19 protein-coding genes are annotated in these 17,914 nt (G+C 67.4%); 9 read left to right on the forward strand and 10 right to left on the reverse strand.

Annotation, left to right across the window (positions count from 1 at the left end; genetic code table 11):
* Window positions 1-311: 311 nt before the first annotated feature.
* The 3 genes from O3305_RS13120 to O3305_RS13130 are packed head-to-tail and all read right to left on the reverse strand — an operon-like array spanning window position 312 to window position 2,683.
* Window positions 312-584, reverse strand: a complete 273-nt coding sequence (locus O3305_RS13120) for a DUF3297 family protein (RefSeq protein ID WP_269572961.1) — start codon at window positions 582-584, stop codon at window positions 312-314.
* 17 nt (window positions 585-601) lie between these two features.
* Complete coding sequence (locus O3305_RS13125) at window positions 602-2,260, reverse strand: FAD-dependent oxidoreductase (protein ID WP_269572962.1); 1,659 nt, start codon at window positions 2,258-2,260, stop codon at window positions 602-604.
* Between the two features lie 48 nt (window positions 2,261-2,308).
* Window positions 2,309-2,683 (reverse strand): hypothetical protein, encoded by a 375-nt coding sequence (locus O3305_RS13130; RefSeq protein WP_184164478.1) that lies wholly within the window; start codon window positions 2,681-2,683, stop codon window positions 2,309-2,311.
* 141 nt (window positions 2,684-2,824) lie between these two features.
* On the opposite strand from O3305_RS13130, the gene O3305_RS13135 reads away from it, so the two are divergent.
* The 4 genes from O3305_RS13135 (at window position 2,825) to O3305_RS13150 (ending at window position 4,851) form a co-directional block, all read left to right on the forward strand.
* Window positions 2,825-3,226, forward strand: a complete 402-nt coding sequence (locus O3305_RS13135) for an EVE domain-containing protein (RefSeq protein WP_184164475.1) — start codon at window positions 2,825-2,827, stop codon at window positions 3,224-3,226.
* Between the two features lie 81 nt (window positions 3,227-3,307).
* The gene (locus tag O3305_RS13140) at window positions 3,308-3,871 is read left to right on the forward strand and encodes a sigma-70 family RNA polymerase sigma factor (RefSeq protein ID WP_269576513.1); all 564 of its coding nucleotides are present in this window, start codon (window positions 3,308-3,310) and stop codon (window positions 3,869-3,871) included.
* Window positions 3,868-4,530 carry a hypothetical protein gene (locus O3305_RS13145; protein WP_269572963.1) on the forward strand — a complete coding sequence of 221 codons (663 nt, stop codon included), beginning with the start codon at window positions 3,868-3,870 and terminating at the stop codon, window positions 4,528-4,530. Before O3305_RS13140 ends, O3305_RS13145 begins: the two co-directional genes overlap by 4 nt.
* A 27-nt stretch (window positions 4,531-4,557) precedes the next feature.
* Complete coding sequence (locus tag O3305_RS13150) at window positions 4,558-4,851, forward strand: hypothetical protein (RefSeq protein WP_269572964.1); 294 nt, start codon at window positions 4,558-4,560, stop codon at window positions 4,849-4,851.
* 43 nt (window positions 4,852-4,894) lie between these two features.
* Here the strand turns inward: O3305_RS13150 and O3305_RS13155 are convergent, their stop codons facing one another.
* The 4 genes from O3305_RS13155 to typA form a co-directional block, all read right to left on the reverse strand.
* Window positions 4,895-5,779: a rhamnogalacturonan acetylesterase gene (locus tag O3305_RS13155; protein WP_269572965.1), complete on the reverse strand. Its 885-nt coding sequence runs from the start codon at window positions 5,777-5,779 to the stop codon at window positions 4,895-4,897.
* A gap of 56 nt (window positions 5,780-5,835) precedes the next feature.
* Window positions 5,836-6,399, reverse strand: a complete 564-nt coding sequence (locus O3305_RS13160) for a hypothetical protein (RefSeq protein WP_269572966.1) — start codon at window positions 6,397-6,399, stop codon at window positions 5,836-5,838.
* A 114-nt stretch (window positions 6,400-6,513) separates the two neighbouring features.
* Window positions 6,514-8,781: a tetratricopeptide repeat protein gene (locus O3305_RS13165; RefSeq protein WP_269572967.1), complete on the reverse strand. Its 2,268-nt coding sequence runs from the start codon at window positions 8,779-8,781 to the stop codon at window positions 6,514-6,516.
* Window positions 8,782-8,954: 173 nt separating this feature from the next.
* On the reverse strand, window positions 8,955-10,796 hold the full coding sequence (typA, locus tag O3305_RS13170; RefSeq protein WP_269572968.1) for a translational GTPase TypA: 1,842 nt from the start codon (window positions 10,794-10,796) through the stop codon (window positions 8,955-8,957).
* A 287-nt stretch (window positions 10,797-11,083) separates the two neighbouring features.
* Here typA and O3305_RS13175 point away from each other — a divergent pair, with 287 nt between their 5' ends.
* From O3305_RS13175 to O3305_RS13190, 4 genes are all read left to right on the forward strand, one after another.
* Window positions 11,084-11,656: an NADPH-dependent FMN reductase gene (locus tag O3305_RS13175; RefSeq protein WP_269572969.1), complete on the forward strand. Its 573-nt coding sequence runs from the start codon at window positions 11,084-11,086 to the stop codon at window positions 11,654-11,656.
* 106 nt (window positions 11,657-11,762) lie between these two features.
* Window positions 11,763-12,119, forward strand: a complete 357-nt coding sequence (locus O3305_RS13180; RefSeq protein WP_269572970.1) for a hypothetical protein — start codon at window positions 11,763-11,765, stop codon at window positions 12,117-12,119.
* Window positions 12,120-12,220: 101 nt separating this feature from the next.
* A complete protein-coding gene (locus tag O3305_RS13185) occupies window positions 12,221-13,420 on the forward strand; it encodes a toxic anion resistance protein (protein ID WP_184164449.1) in 1,200 nt (399 codons plus the stop codon).
* Window positions 13,421-13,423: 3 nt separating this feature from the next.
* The gene (locus tag O3305_RS13190) at window positions 13,424-14,134 is read left to right on the forward strand and encodes a hypothetical protein (RefSeq protein WP_269572971.1); all 711 of its coding nucleotides are present in this window, start codon (window positions 13,424-13,426) and stop codon (window positions 14,132-14,134) included.
* Between the two features lie 158 nt (window positions 14,135-14,292).
* Here the strand turns inward: O3305_RS13190 and O3305_RS13195 are convergent, their stop codons facing one another.
* On the reverse strand, window positions 14,293-14,733 hold the full coding sequence (locus O3305_RS13195; protein ID WP_269572972.1) for an Rrf2 family transcriptional regulator: 441 nt from the start codon (window positions 14,731-14,733) through the stop codon (window positions 14,293-14,295).
* A gap of 88 nt (window positions 14,734-14,821) precedes the next feature.
* Here O3305_RS13195 and O3305_RS13200 point away from each other — a divergent pair, with 88 nt between their 5' ends.
* A complete protein-coding gene (locus tag O3305_RS13200; RefSeq protein ID WP_269572973.1) occupies window positions 14,822-15,610 on the forward strand; it encodes a class I SAM-dependent methyltransferase in 789 nt (262 codons plus the stop codon).
* Window positions 15,611-15,755: 145 nt separating this feature from the next.
* Here the strand turns inward: O3305_RS13200 and O3305_RS13205 are convergent, their stop codons facing one another.
* Both O3305_RS13205 and O3305_RS13210 read right to left on the reverse strand, forming a co-directional pair.
* Window positions 15,756-16,538 carry a 3'(2'),5'-bisphosphate nucleotidase CysQ gene (locus O3305_RS13205; RefSeq protein WP_269572974.1) on the reverse strand — a complete coding sequence of 261 codons (783 nt, stop codon included), beginning with the start codon at window positions 16,536-16,538 and terminating at the stop codon, window positions 15,756-15,758.
* Window positions 16,531-17,877, reverse strand: coding sequence for a TldD/PmbA family protein (locus O3305_RS13210; protein ID WP_269572975.1), 1,347 nt, complete (start codon window positions 17,875-17,877; stop codon window positions 16,531-16,533). The genes O3305_RS13205 and O3305_RS13210 overlap by 8 nt, the downstream gene beginning before the upstream one ends.
* Between the last annotated feature and the right edge of the window lie 37 nt (window positions 17,878-17,914).

The following is a 17,914-nucleotide window of genomic DNA, read 5'->3' on the forward strand; positions in this document are numbered from 1 at the left end:
ACCGCCGCCCCAAACTCACCGTCATGCTGAACTTGTTTCAGCATCCAACGCGCGGCAGGCGATACCGCCTGATCCGCCAGGCCATGGCCAAGCCCGACCTTGGACCCTGAAACAAGTTCAGGGTGACGAGGAATTCTGATGCTCCGTCTTTCCTGCGCGGAGGGGCTAGGAATGTAGGATTTCACCTGCCACCCCCGACAGGCTCTTTCTCATCGTCGAACACTCCCCCGAGGCGCACAAAACCGCACCCCCGCGCACATGCGTGGGAGTATCAAGAGATTCAATGAATCGCGCAGCCAACCGGCCGAAGATCAGCCCTCGGCCGTCTCTTCCGCTTCGCCGGCGGCCGGGCGCTCGAACCAGGCTTCCACCGGGCCGTTCAGCTTGATGGTCAGCGGGTTGCCCTTGCGGTCGACCTTGTTGCCCAGCGCGGCGCGGATCCAGCCTTCGGAAATGCAATATTCCTCGACGTCGCGGCGCTCGACGCCCTTGAAGCGGATGCCGATGCCGCGCTCCAGCAGTTCGCGCTGGAAAAAGGGGCTGTTCTGGTTGACCGACAGGCGGTCCGGAGGCGTATCACTCATGGCCGAGCCCTTTGCCGCTATTGGCGCAGGCTTTCAAGATAACGGTGGATCGACGAGACCACCACCGATCCCTCGCCCACCCCGGACGCGACCCGCTTCACCGATCCCGAGCGGACATCGCCGACCGCGAAGATGCCGGGCTTGGACGAGCAGAAGAAGGTCTCGCCGCTACCCGTCCGCACGAAGCCGGAGGAATCGAGCGCCAGGCAGTCCTCAAGCCAGTCGGTCGAGGGCACCGCGCCGATCATGACGAACAGCGCCCCCACCCGGCGGCGGCTGGTCTCGCCGGTCTTGCGGTCGGTCCAGCGCAGCCCTTCCAGGTGCCGCTCGCCCTCCAGCTCGGTCACTTCGGTAAAGGGATGGAGCGTGATCCGGTCCGATGCCTCGATCCGGTCGATCAGATAGCGCGACATGGTCTCGGCCAGGCCCTTGCCGCGGACCAGGATATGGACGTGCCCGGCGCTGCGCGCGAGGTAGATCGCCGCCTGCCCCGCCGAATTGCCGCCGCCGACGACCACCACTTCCTGTCCGGCGCACAGCCCGGCCTCCATGTTGGTCGCGGCGTAATAGATGCCATTGCCTTCCAGCGCGGCATAATTGGGCAGGTCGAGCTTGCGGTAGCGCGCGCCGGTGGCGACGACCACGGCGCGGGCCTTGATCTCGGTGTCGTCGTCGAGCCGAACGGTGAATGGCGTCTGCGAGCAGTCGAGCCCCACCGCGCCGCGCGAGATCAGCAGCCGCGCCCCGAATTTCTGCGCCTGCACCTGCGCCCGCCCCGCCAGCGCCTGGCCCGAGATGCCGGTCGGGAAGCCCAGATAGTTCTCGATCTTGGAGCTGGTCCCCGCCTGTCCGCCCGGCGCGATCGACTCGATGACGATGGTATCGAGCCCTTCCGAGGCGGCATAGACCGCCGAGGCGAGCCCTGCCGGTCCGCCGCCGACCACGGCAACGTCGTGGACATGGCTCGGGTCGAGCTCGACGGTGAGGCCCAGCGCATCGGCGACCTGGCCGTTGCTCGGCCGGCGCAGCGTCTGGCCGCGGACCACCACCACCGGCAGATCCTCGGGGCTGAGCTGGAAACATTCGAGGAAGCCGCCGGCATCGGCATCGGTCTCGGTGTCGATCTGGCGATGCGGCAGGCCGTTGCGGCGCAGGAAGCTCTCGATCCGCGCGGTGGCGGCGCCGTGCGCGGGCCCGATCAGCGCGATGCCCGCCTCGCCATGGAGCATCATCCCCACCCGGCGCAGGATGAAGGCGCGCATCACCACTTCGCCGATATCCGGCTCGGATGCGATCAGCCGGCGAAAATCGAGCCGCTCGACCCGGGCGACCCTGGTGCCCGGTCGTGCCCGGGCGGAGACGAGGATCTTGCGGTCGTTGAACAGGTCGAGCTCGCCGGTGAACTGGCGCGGCCCATGGACATGGACGACATGCTCGCAGCCCTTGGCATTCGCATCGAGCACTTCGACCGCGCCTTCGAGGACCAGGAAGAAGTCGACGCTGCGCTCGCCCCGCTCGAACAGCATGCCGCCATCCGGCCAGTCCTCGACGCTGCCGAACGCGGCGACGCGCCCGGCCATGTCGTCATTGAGTTCCGGAAAGGTCTGGGCCTCCCGCCGATAGGGATCGGAAGGATCGGCGGCGAGCTGCGGCTGCAGGTGCGAATCGGTGCCCATGGCCGCAGCGTAACAAGGGGGTGGCCGGTGACCACCCCCCTGAAAGTGTTAGCGGCAGTAACGCACCCGGACCGGACGATCGAGATACGGATCCCAGACGCGGCGGGTCTCGCACCAGCCGCGATACGAGCGGTAGTGGTTGCGGTAGTAATAGCCGTCGGTCGGGTAATAGCCGTGATCGCGGTAATAGCCGCGATCATAGTCGTAGCGGCGGTCATTGTTGTTGGCGATCGCGGCGCCGATGGCCAGGCCGGCGATGCCCGCGACGATCGCGGTGCCGGTATCGTCATGGCCGCGATAATGGTGGCGGTCGCCATAATAGCCGCCGCGATAGCGCTGCGCCTCGGCCGACGGTGCGAAGGCGGTGAGTGCCGCGGCACCCATGGCGAAGCCGAGCACCACCCTCTGCGTGAACTTGAACATCATATCCTCCTCAACTGATGGCGCCTCCGGCTGCCCGAGGAGGGACGAGTCGCGGCGCTGAGGTTATGGAGATAACGCCCGGTGGCTGAACTGGTTCGGAATCGGTTGTTAAGCGGCGGTTTAGGCGGCTAAGCCCCGGGCATGCGATACTGGCTGCTGCGCTCCGAACCCGATGTCTATGGCTGGGATGACCTGATCAAGGAGGGCGCCACCGAGTGGAACGGCGTGCGCAACTACACCGCCCGCAACTTCCTCAAGGAGATGGAGCCGGGCGACCTGGCGCTGTTCTACCATTCGAACACGGAGAAGGCCGCGGTCGGGATCATGGAGATCACCCGCGCCTGGCAGCCGGATGGCGACGACGGCAAATGGGCGAGCGTGGCGGTGAAGCCTGTGCGCAAGCTAGCCAAGCCTGTCACCCTTGCGATGCTCAAGGCCGAGCCCCGGCTCGCAAAGCTGGAGGTGCTGCGCCAGTCCCGCCTCTCGGTGACGCCGGTGCGCGAGGACGAATGGGCGGTGATCCTCGAACTGGGCGACGCCTGACCCGAAAAAGCCGCGAAGGGTTTTGCACCGCCGGCCGTTAAGGCCCTGCAGTGCAGGACAGTCTATGCCGGTCGGGTGTTGATGCAGAGTGGCGATGACGACGCGATGATGGCCCGGATCGCACGGCGCGATGCGGTGGCCTTCTCGCATCTCGTCGATCTGCATGCCGAGCGGCTGCATCGCATCGCGTGGCGGATGATCGGCGATGCCGCGGAGGCCGAGGACGTGGCACAGGAAGCATTGTTGCGGCTGTGGAGCCAGGCGGGCGGGTGGAAGACCGGCCGCTCGGGGATCGCGGCCTGGCTGACGCGGGTGGCGATGAACCTGTGCCTCGATCGGCTACGCCGCCGACGCTTCGCCAGCGACGAAGCCGTGCCCGAGCGCGCCGACGAAAGCCCCGCCGCCGACGCGCTGCTCGATGCCGAGCGGCTACGGGCGCAGGCGGTGGCGGCACTCGGCGCTTTGCGCGAGCGTCACCGCGCGGCGATCGTGCTGACCTATTATGAGGAGCTGCCGAACCACGCCGCAGCCACCGCGATGGACATGAACCTCAAGGCTTTCGAATCCCTCCTGCTTCGAGCCCGTACCGCCATGCGCGAAGCACTGGCGGCACGCGGTCTGGTATCGCTGGAGCACGCGGCATGAGCGGCGAGCCCTTCACCGCCGGCGAACGTGCCGCACTCGACCGGGCAAGCCCGCCGCCATTGCGTGCCGGATTCGCCAGGGACGTGACGGCGGTGGCGCTGGCCGGCCAATTGCCCCCGCCACGACGGACGCTGCGGGGAAGTATCCGCCGCCACCGTGCGCTCTTCACCGGAGCGGGCGTGCTGCTGCTCACCAGCGCTGCGGCGGCAGCCTCGGGTGTACTCGGCAAGCTGCCCGACCCGCTCCCCGCCATCGCCGCTGTCTTCTCGCCCGCCCCCAAGCCGGCGCCCGTGGTGCATCCCCCGCGACCCAGGTTGGCAAAACCGGCGCCGCAGGCGACTCCGTCAGCTGCTCCGGAGGAGACCAACCCCATCCTCATCCACCGGCTGGAGCGGCGCGCGGCGATCCGCGCCCATATCCAGGCGATGCCGCCCGAGCGGCGCGAGGCGCTGCGTCGTCGCGTCGCCGAACGGCATCCCGAGATCGCCGCCCGCGCCCGGCAATTGCACGCAGAGGGCGATCCGCATCCGATCGCTCGCGCCATTTCCGAGAGCCCGCAAGCCCAGGCGATCCGCGAGCGCTTCGAACGCCGCCGCGCATGGCGGGAGCGACGTCGGATCGAAATGGACCGCGAAGGGAATCTTCCAGTCGACCGTTAGGGGAGCAGCAACCCACGGAGAAAAGCCATGAAGCGCCTGTTGTTTATCGCACCCCTGGCCCTGATCGCCCTGCCCGCCCATGCCCAGTCGTCGCACTCGACCACGGTCGACCGGCCCAATTACCAGGGTTCGCGCACCGTCACGCGAGACGGCCAGGGCAATGTCAGCCGCGGCACCAGCGTCGTCCGCAAGTCCGACGGCGCTATCGCCTCGCACAACTACAGCCGCGTCCGCAGCGATGGCGGCTGGAGCGCCAGCCGGGCCTCGACCGGATTCGGCGGCCGCTCGATTGCACGCAGCCGAAGCTTCCGCCGCCACTGAGCTCTCGTCCGGCGGCCCGCAATCCCGCGGGCCGCCGAAACCCTCAGGGCACCACCAGCGGGCGCATCTTCGGCACCACCACCGCAAGTTCGTCCGCAACCATCTTGGAGAAGAAGTCGGCACCGACCGGCCCGAGATGCGTGTAATCGAAGGCCAGCTTGGCATCACCAAGCGGCTCTACCGCAGCGTTGTTCTGCGGCGCCGCCAGCGAGGCGGCAACGGCGGTGGGGTTCGCGATCGTTGTCCCGGTCAGCGCGGCTGCCGAGACTTCCCGCACCGGCGGCACCTGGGCGAAGCGGTTTGCCATGGAGGGGCCCAGTGCTTCGACAGCGTCCGCGCTGCGCTTATTCAAATCGATCAGCGGAACATTCAACTCAGCAGCAACCTTGCGGATCGACTCCGACCAGGGCTCGAGATCGCGGTCCAGCTTTCCGTCCTTGAACTGCCTTCGCGTGAGCGGCGTGAGCAATATCGGTTCGGCACCGGCCGCCCGCGCTTCCGCCACATAGCGCCGCAGGTTCGCGGGGAACTCGGTGGCGAGATCGGTCGAGCGGCCCGGCTTGCCCGGCTGGTCGTTGTGACCGAACTGGATGAGCACATAGGTCTTCACGAAGCCCGGCGTCTTCATCTCGGCCAGCGCCAGATCCCAGCTGCCCTCCGCCCGATAACTATAGGTACTCCGCCCGCCCCGCGCCAGGTTCACGCACGCCGCAAAACTGGTGACGTGATAGGCGCAGAAGCTGCCGCCCCAGCCCGACAGCACCTGGGTGGTCGAATCGCCGACCAGGATGATCTTCGACGCCTTGATCGGCACCGCCGGCGGGCGCTCGGCAGGCACGACTTGCGAGGTCGTCCGCGGGGCCGTCTGGGCCTGGGCCATGCCGGCCGAAAGCACCAAGCCGAGCCCGGCGAGCATCCATTTCGACATCCATCCCTCCTGAATCCTCTTTGCCGCGAGGAGCTAGATGACACCGGTACCAACGGTCAAGGAAGGGGCAGCTGGATGTCCAGATCGCGCAGCCCCGCGGGCTCTGGAGGCGGGAGGTTGTCCAGGTCGATCGCGACGCGGCCGGATTTGTCGGGCTTCTTCCGAAACACCCGCCCGACCCCGCCGATCGCATCGCCGACCAGCTTGACCGGATTAGTCGACTCGCCGGGCTCCTCGCAGCAGCTGTTCGGATCGACGATCTTGCCGATGCCGCGGATCAGCGCGGTGCCCATGCCAAAGATGTTGATCCCGGTGGTGCAGCCTTCCGACCGCGTCGCGCAGGGCGCGATCGAGGCGTTGAGCGCCCCGATGCCGGTGACATCCGGGTTGCTGGGCATCGGCCGGTCGGGCGGCCCGCGCTCGTCGGGCAAGGGCAGGCGCGGCACCGAATCGGCGCCCTGGCCGCAGACCAGGATCTCGTTCTGCTTGCGCGGCGGGCCGCTGGTGCAGGGATCGTTGAGGATCGACCAGCTCTGCTTGCCGTCCGCCGCCTGCCTGGGCTGGTTGACGGTGCCTGGCGCATCCTGCGCGGCAATCAGGGCCAGCACCACAAGCAGCATCAAAAACTCCGCCCATCCACCGGGGACTAGACGGAGCTAACCATGGATAACCGCCTGTAGGGAAGCCCTTGGGGTGGAGAAATCACTCGAAGGCGGCGCGAGCGCGCTGGGGAATCAGCCCCGCTTATCCGTCGCGCGCACCCGGGCGAGCTCCTGACGAACCCGCACAAGATCGCGCGCAAAGCCTGGATGATCGGGCCACCGCTCCGCCAGCTGTACAACGACGGCCTCGGCAGCTTCGAACCCAGCGATCGCCTCCGCCGTATCTCCCTCTGCCTCCACAAGCTGCGCCAGCTTAGCCTTGCTGACGAACAGGTCGCGTTGCCACTCACTGTTCCCCGGCTCCCGCGCCGCCAGCCGCTCGGCAATGGCGAGATCCGCCTCGAACCGTTCGCGTGCAGCACGCAGATTGCCCGACGCCACCTCGACGTCGCCAAGCTGGTTATAGCTTACCGACAAGTCGCGCTGCCACTCGCTGTTTCCGGGTTCCCGTGCCGCCAGCCGCTCGCGAATGGCAAGCCCCGCCTCGAACCGTTCGCGCGCCGCGCCGAGATTGCCCGTAGCCACCTCGAGTTCACCAAGCTTGTTGTAGCTCACCGACAGATCACGCTGCCACGCGCCGTTCCCCGGTTCCAGCATCGCCAGCCGCTCGGCAATGGCCAGATCCGCCTCGAACCGTTCACGCGCTGCATCCAGATTGCCCGTAGCCGCTTCGACATTGCCGAGCTGATTGTAGCTCACCGACAGGTCACGCTGCCACGCGCTGTTCCCCGGCTCCCGCGCCGCCAGGCGCTCGCGAATGGCAAGCCCCGCCTCGAATCGTTCGCGCGCCATGTCCAGATTGCCCGACGCCACCTCGACGTCGCCGAGCCTTTCATAGCTCACGGACAGGTCGCGCTGCCACGCGCTGTTCCCCGGCTCCTGCGCCGCCAGCCGTTCGCGAATGGCAAGCCCTGCCTCGTATCGTTCGCGCGCCGCGCCCAGATTGCCCGACGCCACCTCGACTTCGCCAAGCTTGTTGTAGCTCACCGACAGATCGCGCTGCCATGCGTTGTTCGCGGGCTCCTGCGCCGCCAGCCGCTCGGAAATCGCAAGTCCCGCCTCGAACCGTTCGCGCGCCACACCCAGATTGCCCGACGCCACCTCGACATCGCCAAGTCTGTCATAGCTCACGGACAAGCCGCGCTGCTGCTCGCTGCTCTGCTCCTGCGCCGCCAGCTGTTCACGAATGGCGAGCCCCGCCTCGAACCGCTCGCGCGCCGCACCCAGATTGCCCGTCGCCACCTCGACATCGCCGAGATTATTGTAGCTCACCGACAGGTCGCGCCACCACAGACTGTTGCCCGGCTCCTGCGCCGCCAGTCTCTCTCGAATGGCAAGTCCCGCTTCGAACCGCTCGCGCGCTGCACCCAGATTGCCCGAAGCGACCTCGACGTTACCGAGCCTGTTGTTGCTCACCGTCAGGTCGTGCTGCAATAGGACGTCCCCTGGATCCTGCTCCGCCAGTCGCTCGGAAATCGCAAACCCCGCTTCGAATTCAGACCGAGCGAGACGCAATTCCCCTTCGGCGATCAGGATATCGCCGAACTCATTGTGCAGGACGCTACGATTCCTTTCGTCCTGAACGCGCTGCAGCGCCGCCAGGAAACAAGCGCGGGCCTCGGCGAGCGAGGTGTAAGCCATCTCCAGGCGGCCCAGTTCGATCCAGCTCCACATATCCTCGGGATCGAGCTCAACGGCGGATCGATAGGCGTCACGCGCCTTGCCGGGGGAGAATGGCGCGATGAGACGCGCGGCTTGGCGGAACCGTTCGGCGTTGCGGCGCTTGCCGGCTTCGGCTTCGGCAACCAGCGCCCGGTAGGCGCCTTCCGGGTCGCCGCTGGTCGCCTCGTTCGCGATCTCGCGGTCGCGGGCGGATTCCGATCCGGCGAGTTGCTGGACGGTGCGCGCCGCGGTCTCGAGCTGCTGCCCGCCGACACCGCCCTGTTGCTTGAGGATCGCAAGGATTTCATCCAGCTGTGCGGACATCCCAGCGTCGCGCTGCTCCGATTCCGCACCCTGCAACGCCGTGTTGGCAAGCGCCTCCTCGGCCAGCGCTCGCGTCCGGTCTCCGTCGTCGGTGACGATCGCCAAGGCTTCCTTTGCCGTGACCGGCCTCGGCCCGAGCAATTGCGCCGCTGTCGCCACGAAACCGAGGATCGCGGCGATGCTGCCGATCAGGGGGAAGCCGGGCGTAAAGGCGGCGATACAGGCGTCAGACCAATCCGTGCCTGGCGTATCCTTGATCTTGTCATAGGCAGCACCGACCGCCACGGCCCCGCCTCCAAGAAACGCGCCGCCCGAAACGAATATCGCCTTAAGTGATCCCCACCAGCTCGGCATCGCCCCCTCCGCCCCGCCTGGAGGATGGCAAAGGGAGCGCTGAAATCAAGCGAAGTTAACGCGCAAATGACCCATTTGCATTCGCGCGCACCCTCCCCGCCTTTCCGAGAGGAAGCTCCCCCAAAGCAAAAGGCGCCGGGGTTTCCCTCCGGCGCCTTTCGTGTCTTCGAGCCTCAGGCCGCGTTCTTCGCGCGGCTGGCGCGCTTGCGCTCGTGCGGATCGAGGTGGCGCTTGCGGAGGCGGATCTTGGTCGGGGTGACCTCGACCATCTCGTCATCGTCGATGTACGCGATAGCCTGCTCCAGCGTCATCTTCTTCGGCGGGGTGAGGCGGACGGCGTCGTCCTTGCCGCCCGAAGCGCGGAAGTTGGTGAGCTGCTTCGCCTTCATCGGGTTGACCTCAAGGTCTTCCGTCTTGGCGTTCTCGCCGACGATCATGCCCTCGTACAGCGCCTCGCCATGGCCGACGAACAGGATGCCGCGCTCTTCGAGCGGGCCCAGGGCGTAGCTCTGCGCTTCGCCATTGCCGTTCGAGATCAGCACGCCGTTCTTGCGGCCTTCGATCTGGCCCTTGTGGGGGCCGTACTTCTCGAACAGGCGGTTCATGATGCCGGTACCGCGGGTGTCCGACAGGAACTCGCCATGATAGCCGATCAGGCCGCGCGACGGCGCCGAGAAGGTGATGCGGGTCTTGCCGCCGCCCGAGGGACGCATGTCGGTCATCTCGGCCTTGCGCTGGTTCATCTTGTCGACGACCGTGCCCGAGAATTCATCGTCCACGTCGATCACGACGGTTTCGTACGGCTCGGTCTTCTTGCCGTTCTCGTCCTCGCCGAACAGCACGCGCGGACGGCTGATGCCGAGCTCGAAGCCCTCGCGGCGCATCGTCTCGATCAGAACGCCGAGCTGGAGTTCGCCGCGGCCGGCGACTTCGAACGAGTCCTTGTCCTCGCTCTCGGTGACCTTGATCGCGACATTGCTCTCGGCTTCGCGCTCGAGACGGTCGCGGATCATGCGGCTGGTGACCTTCGAGCCTTCACGGCCGGCCATCGGCGAATCGTTCACCGCGAAACGCATCGACAGCGTCGGCGGATCGATCGGCTGCGCCTGGATCGGCGTCGATACCGTGGTGTCGGCAATGGTGTTCGACACGGTGGCGACCGTCAGGCCGGCCAGCGAGATGATGTCGCCCGCCTTGGCTTCGTCGGTCGGCACGCGCTCCAGGCCCTGGAAGGTCATGATCTTCGAGGCGCGGCCGGTCTCGATCACCTTGCCGTCCATGTCGAGCGCATGGATCGGCTGGTTGAGCTTGACCGTGCCCGACTGGACGCGGCCGGTGAGGATACGGCCGAGGAAGTTGTCGCGATCGAGCAGCGTCACGAGGAAGCTGAACGGCGCGTCCTGGTCGAGCGCGGGCGGCGGCACATGCTCGACGATCTTCTCGAACAGCGGCTGCAGCGTGCCTTCGCGCGCATCGGCATCGTCCGAGGCATAGCCGTTGCGGCCCGAGGCGTAGAGCACCGGGAAGTCGAGCTGGTCGTCATTGGCTTCGAGCGTGACGAACAGGTCGAACACTTCGTCGAGCACTTCCTGCACGCGCGCGTCCGAACGGTCGATCTTGTTGACGACCACGATCGGGCGCAGGCCGAGCTTGAGCGCCTTGCCGGTGACGAACTTGGTCTGCGGCATCGCGCCTTCCGACGAATCGACCAGCAGGATCACGCCGTCGACCATCGAGAGGATGCGCTCCACCTCGCCGCCGAAGTCGGCGTGGCCGGGCGTATCGACGATGTTGATGCGAACCGGCTCGCCGCCACCCGGAGGCGCCCACTCGACCGAGGTCGGCTTCGCCAGAATGGTGATGCCGCGCTCCTTTTCGAGGTCGTTCGAATCCATCGCGCGCTCTTCGACGCGCTGGTTGTCGCGGAAGGTGCCGGACTGACGGAAGAGCTGGTCGACGAGCGTGGTCTTGCCGTGGTCGACGTGCGCGATGATCGCCACGTTGCGGAGGTTCATGATGCTATCCTGGAAGTAAGTTGGCGGGCCCGTACAGCAATTTGTGCGTTGCGGGAAGCCCGGTGATTCGCCGCGGCCTTCAACGCCTGCCGCCCCGAAAATGTTGAATCCCTTGAATCACTACGCATGCCTGCGGGGTGTCTCTCAGGGGAGATGGGCAGGCGCATTGCCGGCGGCAAGGGGAGCCGGGTTCACCAAATGGGGGGATTGGAGCAAGTGCGCGCATCGGACATTCTGAACCACAAAGGCGCCGTGTAGGACAGCGCGAACCGCATGAAGGGAAGACCATGGCCGAGCCGCTCAAGATCCTCGTCATCCTGGGGAGCATCCGCGAGGGGCGGATGGCCGAGCCGGTGGGCCAATGGGTGGTCGAGGGCGCGGCGGCGCGGCCGGAGCTCGATCCCGAGCTGATCGACCTCAAGGACTGGAACCTGCCCTTCTATGCCTTTGCCAAGCCGCCGGCGGCGGGGGACTATCAGGACCCGCTGCAGCAGCGCTGGGCGGAGAAGATCGCGAGCGCCGACGGCTATATCCTGATCTGCCCCGAATATAATCACGGGCTGCCGGCGGTGCTCAAGAACGCGCTCGATTTCGTCTATGCCGAATGGCACCGCAAGCCGGTGGCCTTTGTCGGCTATGGCGGCAATGGCGCGGCACGATCGATCGAGCAGGCGACGATGGTGGCGCGCGAGCTGCGCATGGCGCCGCTGGAAGCGTCGGTGCACATCATGAGCGTGTGGAGCAAGGTGACCGGCGGCCGCTTCGCGCCGGACGACAAGGATGCACGCTGGACCCAGCACCTTTATGACGAGCTGACCTGGTGGGGCCGGACGCTGCGGGCCGGGCGGGAGCAAGGCTGAGCCCCGTGGTTCCAGCCCAGCTGTTTCGGGGTGACGCGAACAGAGTGTGGTATATAGCTATATCACAAGCGGCGCTGCCGGGTGTGGCACGCAAGGGAGTAAGGGAATGAACAAGGGAATGGCGCTGCTCGGGCTGGCGCTGCTGGCGGGCTGCTCGGGCGCGACGACCACCGAGAAGCAGAGCGTGAACCTGGTGCTCGATGCCGATTTCACCACCGGCACGCTGCTGCTGACCTGCCGCGATTCGAGCAGCGGCAGCTGCCATGTGCTGGTCGCCGGATCGGGCGAGCCGGTGCGGCTGAGCGCGGAGAAGGGCAAGACGGCGGAATCGGCGACCGGCGCGGCCGAGGGCGCGCGCTTCTGCGCCGGCGGGGCCGAGCCGCAGAACGGCTGCAGCCTCACCCCGCTGCGCGACGGCGAGCAGATCTATCGCTCGAGCCGGGTGAAGACCGAGAGCAAATAAGCGCCCCTTGGCTTGGCCCGTGGGTGTATTATATAAACGACACAGTTGGACTGTTGTCCGGATGACCCTATGCTTAGGCCGGACAGTTTGGAGACGCGAGAATGGCAAGCGAGACCTTGGTGGCCGAACAGGATCTGGTGCTGACCCCGCCCGAGCCGGTGAAGGTCGTCGCGCCGGAAAAGGCAGCCGGGCTGGTGCCGGTGGACGATACCAAGAAGACCGAGCTGGAGACCCGCGTCGACAGCTTCATCGAGGATCTCGTCGCGCAGGACGTCAACTCGCCCGAGTTCGGCAAGCGCGTCGATGCGATCGCGGCGATGGGGCAGAAGGAGATCCGCGACGCGGCGGGCCAGTCCAACCGCTTCCTCGACCGGCCGGTCAAGGCGATGGGCAATGACGGCGTCGGCGCCGACCTGCTCGCGCTGCGCAAGAAGGTGGAGGAGCTCGATCCCAGCCAGAACGGCAAGCTGATCGGCGGCAGCCAGGGCTTCCTGTCCAAGCTGTTTGGCGGCGGGATGCAGCAATATTTCCGCAAGTACCAGTCGTCGCAGACGCACATCAACGGCATCCTCAAGAGCCTGGCCAACGGCAAGGACGAGCTACTGATGGACAATGCCGCGATCGATACCGAGCGGCAGAATCTCTGGGCGTCGATGGGGCGGCTGGAGCAGATGATCTATTTGTCCAAGGCGATGGACGCGAAGATCGAGGACAAGGCAAACGAGCTGGATCACACCGATCCCGCCAAGGCCAAGGCGCTGCGCGAGACCGCGCTCTTCTATGTCCGCCAGCGTACCACCGACCTGCTCACCCAGATGGCGGTGACGGTGCAGGGCTATCTCGCGCTCGACCTGGTCAAGAAGAACAATGTCGAGCTGGTGAAGGGCGTCGACCGCGCCAGCACCACCACCGTCTCGGCACTGCGTACCGCGGTGACCGTGGCGCAGGCGCTGACCAACCAGAAGCTGGTGCTCGACCAGATCACCGCGCTGAACAGCACCACCGCGGGGCTGATCGATTCGACCGGCGCGCTGCTCAAGAGCCAGTCGGCGGCGATCCACGAACAGGCGGCGAACTCGACCATCCCGGTCGAGACGCTGCAGCGTGCCTTCCAGAACATCTATGACACGATGGACGCGATCGACACGTTCAAGCTCAAGGCGCTCGACAACATGAAGGTGACGGTCAACACGCTGTCGAACGAAGTCGAGAAGTCGAAGGGCTATATCGCCCGCGCCGAGGGGGCTTCGCAGAACCAGGTCTCGGGCGGGGCGGAGACGTTCAAGCTGGAGGCGATGTAAGCCGTGCCCACCGATGTCGATCGCGAACTGAACCGGATCGGGAGCACGCTGGACCGCGTGCGCAGCCGCACCGACCTGGCCGTCTCCAGCCGCAACCGCCAGCACCGCGAGGCCGAAGTGGTCCGCCGGCTCGGGCGGATCGCGGCGGCGGACGGCGCGATCCTCGTCGGCGCCATCGCCTTTGCACTGATCGTGGCGCCGCTGGGCATCATGGGCGCGATGCTGGTGGCGGTGCTGATGATCGCGGCGACGATGCTCTTCGCCGTAATGCCGGCGAGCACGCCGGTGAATGTCGAGAAGCTGGCGGAGATCCCGCTCAAGGCGCTGCCGCGCTCGACGGAGCGCTGGCTGGAGACGCAGCGCCCGGCCCTGCCCTCGCCGGTGCGCGGGCTGGTCGATTCGATCGGGGTGAGGCTGGAGACGCTGGCGCCGCAGCTGGCAACGCTCGACGAGAACAGCCCGGCGGCGGTGGAAGTGCGCAAGCTGGTCGGCGAGCAGCTGCCCGAGCTGGTCAAGGGCTATGGCCGCGTACCCGAGCCGCTGCGCCGGGTGGAGCGCAACGGCCTCACCCCGGACCAGCAGCTTGCCCAGGGCCTGCAGCTGATCGACGACGAGATCGCCGAGATGACCGCGCAGCTGGCGCAGGGCGACCTCGACAATCTCGCGACGCGCGGGCGGTTCCTGCAGATCAAGTATCAGGGCGAAGAGGGCTAGGCGCGGGCCTATCCGGGCGCGTCGTGCTTCCAACTGTTCCCCGGCGAAGGCCGGGACCCAGTTGCACTGTCGCCCGCGAGGGTAGACCGCCCCAACCAGCTTCGCCGAAACCGGGCCCCGGCCTTTGCCGGGTAACTGAAGAAGTATGTTGGCAGGGCCTAATGCGGCCAGCCGCCCGCCGCGCAGCGCGCGTCGAAGCTGCGGGCCAGCTCGGCCAGGCTCACCGAGCCCAGCCGCGCCACCAATAAAGCCTCCGCCTCGCGCAGCGCATCGTCCAGCGCTTCGTTGACCGCCTGCTCGACCGCGCAGGCCGGGTTCGCATGCTCGCTGCCGATCGCGAACAGGGTCGGGCCGCCGACGGCGCGGTGGATGTCGAGCAGCGAGACCTTGTCGAGATCGGCGGCGATCGCCCAGCCGCCGCCATGGCCCTTTTCCGAGCGGACATAGCCCGCATCACGCAGCCCCGCCATCGTCCGGCGGACGACCACCGGATTGGTCTGGAGCATCTGGGCGATGTGCTCCGACGTCATCGGCCCGTCGTGCCGCGCCATGTGGAGCAGCACATGGAGCATCCGGGATAGGCGGCTGTCCTTTCGCATCCTGTCTTTCCTCGGGCGCGCCGGGCCGGTTGGCAAGCGCGTGCTTTCACGATACTTGCATTGTTACATGATTCGCGAAAGGCAGCCAATGACCGAGAAGAAGCACGAGAACCCCGCGCATTGGGACGAGACGGCGGCCAATTACGAGCGCACCGCCCATCCCTTCACCGCGCAGTTCGCCGAGGCGGCGCTGGCGCGGGTGACGCTGACGCGCGGCATGCAGGTGCTCGACGTGGCGGCGGGGACCGGAGCGCTGACGCTGGCCGCTGCGCGGAGCGGCGCCTATGTGCTCGCCACCGATTTCTCGGCCGGGATGGTCGCGCGGATCGCCGCCGCGAAGCTGTCCAATGTCGATGCCGAGGTGATGGACGGGCAGGCGCTCGACCTGCCGGATGCGAGCTTCGACATCAGCTTCTCGATCTTCGGAGTCATCATGTTCCCCGACTGGCGCAAGGGGCTGGCCGAGATGGCGCGGGTGACGAAACCCGGCGGGCTGGGTGTACTCGCCACCTGGCGGAGCGAAGGCGCGGCGACGTTCCTGCTGCTCTCGCAGATCCGGCGGCGACTGTTCCCCAGGCTCGACGGCAAGACCCGGCTGCCCGAGGGCGCGGTGGCGCTGGGCGATCCCGAATGGCTGTCGGCCGCGATGGTCGATGCCGGGTTCGCGGCGCCGGAGATCAGCCAAGTGACGCATGATTTCGTGCTGGACGTGTCGCAGCTCGACACGCCGGACGAATTGTTCGGGATGAGCCCGGACTGGGTGGCGCTGGATGCGGAGCAGCAGGCGGCGGTGGTCGAGGAGGTGCGGCGTATGGCCGATGGGCAAGCGGTGTTGCCGATACCCTCGACGGCGCTGATTGCGGTGGCGGGGCGGTGAAGTTCTGATGACGGAATGGTATCAGCTGTTCCCCGGCGAAGGCCGGGGCCCAGTTGCAATGTTGCCTGAGAGGTTAGACCGCGCCAACCAGTTGCGCCGAAACTGGGCCCCGGCCTTCGCCGGGGAACTTAAGGGAGGAAACTAACTAGCTCTCCAGCGCTTCCCGCGCGCGGTGCGCCAGTCGCTCGATCGCGGCTTCGTGGATGCCCGGCGCGCTCGCGAGCAGGCCGAAGGCCTTGGCGCTCGGCGTGTTGAAGGCGAGCGGCTGGCCGAGCACGTCGGTGATCACCCCGCCGGCCTCGTGCACCAGCAGCACGGCGGCGGCGACGTCCCATTCATTGCCCCAGCGGATCGTGGCGAGCAGGTCCGCCTCGCCCGCCGCGACCATCGCGATGCGCAGCGCGATCGAATTGGGCTTGTCGACGATCACCAGGTCGGCATCGACCTTGGGCAAATGGTCGGTCGGCATGCGCGATCCGGCCAGCTGGTCGCGCGGGGTGACGTGGAGCTGCACGCCGTTGCGCGCGGCGCCCCTGCCGGCTTCGGCGATCCAGCGCTCGCCGCGCGCCGGCGCATCGAGCACGCCGATCACCGGCGCGCCGTCCTCGACCAGCGCGACCGAGACCGACCAGCCGGGACGGTGGCGGAGATAGTCGCGGGTGCCGTCGATCGGATCGACCACCCAGATGCGCCGCGCGTCGAGCCGCGCGCGGCTGTCGGCGGTCTCCTCGGACAGCCAGCCGGCATCGGGAAGCAGCGCACTCAGCCGTTCGCGGAGCAGCGCGTCCAATTCGAGATCGACATCGCAGACCGGGCTGCCGGGCACCTTCTCCCAGCGTTTGAACTCGGTCTCCCAGCGCGTCATGGCGAGGCGGCCCGCCTCCGCGGCGATCGCCGCGACTTCGGAGGCGAGGCCGGCTTCAGGCACCGGCGATCGTCATGCCGTCGATGCGGATCGTCGGCGCGTTGATCCCGTAGCGGAACTCGAGATCGTTCGCCGGGGTCATCGCGAGGAACATGTCCTTCAAGTTGCTCGCGATCGTGATCTCCGAAACCGGGCGGGTGATCTCGCCCTTCTCGATCAGATAGCCGGCGGCACCGCGGCTATAGTCGCCGGTGACGCCGTTGACGCCCTGGCCGATCAGCTCGGTAACGAGGATGCCATAGTCGATCTCGCCGACCAGCGTTTCCGCCGGGATATGGCCGGCTTCCATATAGAGGTTGGACGGCGCCACGCCCGGCGCGCCGCCGATGCCGCGCGAGGCATGGCCGGTCGGCTCGAGACCGAGCTGGCGGGCCGAGGCACTTTCGAGCAGCCAGGTCTCGAGCATGCCGGCATCGACCAGCTTGACCGGCTGGACCGGCAGCCCCTCGCCATCGAAGGGGCGCGAGCGCAGCCCGCGCGGGCGGTGCGGATCGTCGCGGATCGTCACGCCCCTGGCGAAGACCTGCTGGCCGAGCCGATCGAGCAGGAAGCTGGTCTTGCGGGTGATCGCGGCACCCGAGATCGCGCCGAGGAAATGGCCGATCAGCCCGGCCGAGACGCGGCGATCGAAGACGACCGGCATCGCGCCGCTGGGGATCCTGGCCGGATCGAGCCGGGCGACCGCGCGCTCGCCGGCGAGCGTGCCGATCGCCTCGGGCGCCTCGAGCTGGGCGGCGTGGCGGGCCGAATGGTGCGCATAGTCGCGCTGCATGTTGCCGCCGGCGCCGGCGAGGACACTGGCCGAGATGCCGTGGCTGGTCTGGGCATAGCCGCCGGTGAAACCGTGGCTGGTCGCGAGCGTCATCACCGAGCGCGAGGCGCCGGCGCTGGCACCCTCGCTGTTGGTGACGCCCTCGACGCTGCGCGCGGCCTGCTCGGCGCGCTCGGCCAGGGCCTTGAGGCTCTGCGGATCGACATGCGCGCCGTCGTCGAGATCGAGCTGGGGCGGGGCGCCGTGGAGCAGCCTGTCCTGCGGGGCGAGGCCGGCCCATTTGTCCTCGGGCGCTTCCTTCGCCATCGCGACGACGCGCTCGACCAGCATGTCGAGTGCGGCCGAACTCAGGTCCGAGGTGGAGACGCTGGCCGAGCGCTGGCCGATGAAGACGCGCAGGCCGAGTTCCTCGCTCTCGGAACGCTCGACATCCTCGAGCGCACCCATGCGGACGGAGACGGACTGCGAGCTGTCGGCGGCGAACACGGCATCGGCGGCATCGGCGCCCGCCCGGCGCGCCCGCGCGACGACATCGGCGGCGCGTTCACAGGCTTCGGAAATGGTCAGCATCGCGCCGACTTAGGTATGCCGGGGCCGAAGGTCAAAG

This window comes from Sphingomonas sp. NIBR02145 (assembly GCF_027359115.1).
Classification (GTDB): domain Bacteria; phylum Pseudomonadota; class Alphaproteobacteria; order Sphingomonadales; family Sphingomonadaceae; genus Sphingomonas; species Sphingomonas kyeonggiensis_A.

Bases quoted from the DNA above. Each gene is read 5' to 3' on its own strand.
- O3305_RS13120 (WP_269572961.1), bottom strand. From the start codon at position 584: ATGAGTGATACGCCTCCGGACCGCCTGTCGGTCAACCAGAACAGCCCC.
- O3305_RS13125 (WP_269572962.1), bottom strand. From the start codon at position 2,260: ATGGGCACCGATTCGCACCTGCAGCCGCAGCTCGCCGCCGATCCTTCC.
- O3305_RS13130 (WP_184164478.1), bottom strand. From the start codon at position 2,683: ATGTTCAAGTTCACGCAGAGGGTGGTGCTCGGCTTCGCCATGGGTGCC.
- O3305_RS13135 (WP_184164475.1), top strand. From the start codon at position 2,825: ATGCGATACTGGCTGCTGCGCTCCGAACCCGATGTCTATGGCTGGGAT.
- O3305_RS13140 (WP_269576513.1), top strand. From the start codon at position 3,308: ATGCAGAGTGGCGATGACGACGCGATGATGGCCCGGATCGCACGGCGC.
- O3305_RS13145 (WP_269572963.1), top strand. From the start codon at position 3,868: ATGAGCGGCGAGCCCTTCACCGCCGGCGAACGTGCCGCACTCGACCGG.
- O3305_RS13150 (WP_269572964.1), top strand. From the start codon at position 4,558: ATGAAGCGCCTGTTGTTTATCGCACCCCTGGCCCTGATCGCCCTGCCC.
- O3305_RS13155 (WP_269572965.1), bottom strand. From the start codon at position 5,779: ATGTCGAAATGGATGCTCGCCGGGCTCGGCTTGGTGCTTTCGGCCGGC.
- O3305_RS13160 (WP_269572966.1), bottom strand. From the start codon at position 6,399: ATGCTGCTTGTGGTGCTGGCCCTGATTGCCGCGCAGGATGCGCCAGGC.
- O3305_RS13165 (WP_269572967.1), bottom strand. From the start codon at position 8,781: ATGCCGAGCTGGTGGGGATCACTTAAGGCGATATTCGTTTCGGGCGGC.
- typA (WP_269572968.1), bottom strand. From the start codon at position 10,796: ATGAACCTCCGCAACGTGGCGATCATCGCGCACGTCGACCACGGCAAG.
- O3305_RS13175 (WP_269572969.1), top strand. From the start codon at position 11,084: ATGGCCGAGCCGCTCAAGATCCTCGTCATCCTGGGGAGCATCCGCGAG.
- O3305_RS13180 (WP_269572970.1), top strand. From the start codon at position 11,763: ATGAACAAGGGAATGGCGCTGCTCGGGCTGGCGCTGCTGGCGGGCTGC.
- O3305_RS13185 (WP_184164449.1), top strand. From the start codon at position 12,221: ATGGCAAGCGAGACCTTGGTGGCCGAACAGGATCTGGTGCTGACCCCG.
- O3305_RS13195 (WP_269572972.1), bottom strand. From the start codon at position 14,733: ATGCGAAAGGACAGCCGCCTATCCCGGATGCTCCATGTGCTGCTCCAC.
- O3305_RS13200 (WP_269572973.1), top strand. From the start codon at position 14,822: ATGACCGAGAAGAAGCACGAGAACCCCGCGCATTGGGACGAGACGGCG.
- O3305_RS13210 (WP_269572975.1), bottom strand. From the start codon at position 17,877: ATGCTGACCATTTCCGAAGCCTGTGAACGCGCCGCCGATGTCGTCGCG.